At 33.5% G+C, this 3,838-nt stretch carries 4 protein-coding genes and 1 pseudogene; all 5 read right to left on the reverse strand.

Annotated elements, in window-relative coordinates; translation table 11 throughout:
• Positions 1-183 precede the first annotated feature (183 nt).
• The gene (locus tag ACYVRH_RS11110; RefSeq protein WP_461256981.1) at positions 184-765 is read right to left on the reverse strand and encodes a flavodoxin family protein; all 582 of its coding nucleotides are present in this window, start codon (positions 763-765) and stop codon (positions 184-186) included.
• Positions 766-1,206: 441 nt separating this feature from the next.
• Positions 1,207-1,431 carry a hypothetical protein gene (locus ACYVRH_RS11115; protein WP_461256982.1) on the reverse strand — a complete coding sequence of 75 codons (225 nt, stop codon included), beginning with the start codon at positions 1,429-1,431 and terminating at the stop codon, positions 1,207-1,209.
• 24 nt (positions 1,432-1,455) lie between these two features.
• Positions 1,456-2,419, reverse strand: a pseudogene (rhuM, locus tag ACYVRH_RS11120) (RhuM family protein).
• On the reverse strand, positions 2,409-2,543 hold the full coding sequence (locus ACYVRH_RS11125) for a hypothetical protein (protein WP_461256983.1): 135 nt from the start codon (positions 2,541-2,543) through the stop codon (positions 2,409-2,411). The pseudogene rhuM and the gene ACYVRH_RS11125 overlap by 11 nt, the downstream one beginning before the upstream one ends.
• Before the next feature lie 71 nt (positions 2,544-2,614).
• The coding region (locus ACYVRH_RS11130; RefSeq protein ID WP_461256984.1) for an STAND family AAA ATPase at positions 2,615-3,838 on the reverse strand (1,224 nt) is incomplete at its 5' end.

The raw sequence follows: 3,838 nt of genomic DNA on the forward strand, positions 1-3,838 counted from the left end.
TATGGACCGGATAAAAGACCTGAAATTATTGAATATGATATAAAAAAATTATTGGAATAAAAAACGAGGATAAATAATGATGTACGCTTGTCCATCGAGCCTATCTGGTTTTTTGTGTAAATAAAAATCCTATTGTTTTTTCCATTCTTATTTACACAAAAAATGTTATGGGTTCGAATTAATTTATATTGAGTCCCCATTTTTCCGTCCGCTTGCCATAGCTTTGGACGCCTCAAATAAAGATTGTTTCTTGTAGTCATTGTTCCAACGGTTGATCCCGATGTAATCAAATATGACTGCTCCGGTGTGCCGACAGAAACGGTCCATTTGTTCAAGACACGAGAGCATTCCATTACCGCTGCCGCCAGGCGAAGCGACAAGAAGAACCTGCTTGCCGGAAAAAGCCGGTTTTCTGTCACGCTGTCCTCCCCATGGCATATCAAACTCGCAACGGCGCAAACGGTCAAAAAAACATTTTAAGCTTTCCTCCGCTTCACCCCAATAAACCGGAGTAATGAAGCAGAGCATATCGGATTCATGCGCTTTGTTTTGCGCTTCGTTAAATCCGTCATCCCCAAAAGTGCAAATGTGCTTCTCCCTGCATGTTCCCCATCCATTACCGCAGACATGGCAGCGTTCCAATTTACCGACATTCACGATTTCGATATTCGCTCCGCCTGCTTCCGCCCCTTTTTTTACTTCTTCTGTAACGGCATGGCAAAGCCCGTCATGTTTTGGATTGCCGGTGATTATCAGGTACTTCATAATATCCTCCATAGTAAGAAATACTACCATACTTAAGGCTAGTATGAGCAGGAACTATGAGCAAAACCGAAAAAATCACAAGCTTTCATAAGGTGTCAAGAAGATTCTATGATAGAATACTTGACGAAAAAATCAATTTCTTCTATAATAATGACAATAGTTGAACGCTCTTGACAGGGAAAAGACTGGAACTCTGGATCTGCTTGTGGGGGTTCAAATCCTCCCTGGGGAAAGATTTTTAACTCCTTATGTTATAAGGAATTAGAAAGACAGTAAAACAATAACTACCGTAAAAACGGCGCTATTGCTTCTATTAAATACAGAAAATATTTTTTTTCCAATAGGAGGCATTATGCGCCGCAATTTTTATCTGTACCCAAACAAAAAGGGCTTTTCCATTGTTGAACCCGGAAACGGGTAACAGAGTCTGTTTCAGAAACACTATGCCGTATATTCCCATATTTTTAATTTGCCCATGACATTCAATATTGGCTTCTCATACAAGACAGAATCTGCCATTATCCAATGATAATTATTCGGCAAGGCAAAAACATCTTTTGAATTTCTAACAATGTCAACAAGTTCGGCTTCGCCGATTATCGCCTGTACCGGTAAGGCATAGCCATATTTTTTGGGTATGTTTTTAGAAGAGCTATATAGAGGCAAATGACTATCGGATGGATAATGTTTTCATTTTTTCTTGCTTGTATTCTGCCCTTTGTTTGTCGTTTTGTTCTTCTTTTGAGGTTTTTTGCTCCCTATTTTCTTTTCAGCGTTTTTGATTGCTTCCAAATACGCCTGTTCAACGGGTGAGAGTGTTTTAACTTGAAATTTACGATATTCGGCGAGGGCTTTTTCAACCGCTTTTTCATGCGAGACCGTCCCTGCGTTTTGCAAAACATTTTCTCCGGTAGAAGTAAAAATATTGTCCAACTGCCGGACATAATCTTTCATATACATAGGTTTATGTTTAATTGCCTGTATTTCCGCAAAATCAAAATATCCTGAAACAAGATTATTCAGTATTTTTAATTCGGTTTCGGTTAAATAATTTTTTGCCACGGAAATATCTTTTCGCGTCGGGATGCTTCCTGAAAATGTTGAAAGCCCCATAAAAGGTTTATCGCTGTTTGCCCGTTCAAAAATTATTTCTGCCGCCGTGTGTCCGTGAACGGCATAGTGCAAGACGATACAATACCTTTTCAGATGAGCGGATGTCGCGGATACGATTTAATAGTTCATACCAATACTCGCCGCCGCCGTTTTTTAATCGTTCGTCATCCATTGTAAAGCCTTTTACAATGTATTCTTTTAACCGTTTTGTTGCCCAAATTCTGAATTGCGTTGCAATGATGGATTTTATTCTATAACCTAAAGAAATGATTAAATCAAGATTGTAAAATGACAATTCTCGTTCAACATTTCTGTTGCCCTCAATTTGAACCTGTCGGAAATTCCGACAGGTTGCAACCTCATCTAATTCGCCCTCTTCAAAAATGTGCTTGATATGCTCAACTACATTAGTACGGGAAGTTTGAAAAAGTTCCGCCATTTGTTGCTGTGTCAACCAAACATTTTCATCTTCCAAACGAACATTCAAGGAGATATTATTTTCTTTGTTTTTGTAGATTATTATTTCGCCTTTATTTTCCATATAATTCTCCGATAAGCCAGTAGGCTTCTATCATTGCGGAGTTTATTGCGGTGTGGGCTTTGTTTCTGGTGGAGATGATGATTTGCATTATTTCGGTGATGTAGGTTGCTGTGTTTAAAAGCATTATAACCTTCTTAATTGTTTTTAAATACGGCGAATTCGCCATATTTATTTTTTTATGAACATCTATTTCTTTTATTCTCTCTTGTTATATTTCTTATATGAAGATGCAAGAACATTTTTCTTCGCTGATGTAGAAAAAATCTTATCTGCAATTTTATCTTTTATACTATAATCAATAGTCCTTGTTATTAAATGTTTATTTGCAATCAATCGAATTAAATTTGTAATGAATAAATCATTCTCTTTTTCTTTTAGTTTAATAGCTTTATCTACAAAGTTCTCTGTTGTTCCTCCATTTTCCTCCATAAGTAGATTTGCTATTTTTTCATTTGATGTCTGGAAATTAAATTCATTTAATAAATGTAACGTATCGACATTAGCTCCAAAGAATGCAACATTATCATAAAGTCCTAAACATATTGAAATTGCTGAATGAAAAAACATCTCCTCAATATCTTGTTTATTAATTTTATTTTTTTCATTTCCATCTGTTGAATTTATTATTTCATAAAGGTCATCAATCACTTTATCATACTGTTGATCATATGGTTTAAATAATGCATATAATATTCGGTTTGGAGCTGAATACATTAAATTAATAATTTTATTTTTTTCCGATAATTCTAAATTCACATAATGACTAATTAATGATTTTGATATAATTTCAAGATATTTTATAGCTCTAACAATTTTATTAGGAAATATATCTGCATCATTTTCATTGTAATCATAAATGCTTTTAAATTGAATTTCTTCATTCTCTCTTTCACGGAGAATTTTTTCTCTATTATCAGACATCTTTTCATTTTCACTTTTGTCTCTATCCGTAGATATATTAATATTAAATTCACAATGTCGATTAATAAAACTAATGTTGTTATTATCAAAATCCAATTCTGGATAATCATTTATAATAGATTCAAGCAATTCACAAATATTTAATGCAAATGCCGTATTATCACGTAAGAATGATAAAAACAATAAAATATTGTCATTTATTCCAAAACATATATTTTTAAAAATATACATTAATTCAGGAATATTAAGTCCATTTTTTTCAATTAGTTTATTTAACTTTTTTGCAATAAAATAAGCAAGATAATTTCTATTAAAAAATTCATAAATATTTTCATTGTTAGTTTCTTTAATAATCTTTGCTTTTATTACTGTAGAAAGACATTTTTCAATATCAATCTGTAATCCTTTGTTTTTATTTATTCTTTCAATGATATTTACTATTGTTTGATATGTAGTACGTTCATTTTTATTTTCGTGCATACAGAAAGCTATTTCTTC

Source organism: Treponema sp. R80B11-R83G3, from assembly GCF_054786115.1.

Bases quoted from the DNA above. Each gene is read 5' to 3' on its own strand.
- ACYVRH_RS11110 (WP_461256981.1), bottom strand. From the start codon at position 765: ATGAAGTACCTGATAATCACCGGCAATCCAAAACATGACGGGCTTTGC.
- ACYVRH_RS11125 (WP_461256983.1), bottom strand. From the start codon at position 2,543: ATGCTTTTAAACACAGCAACCTACATCACCGAAATAATGCAAATCATC.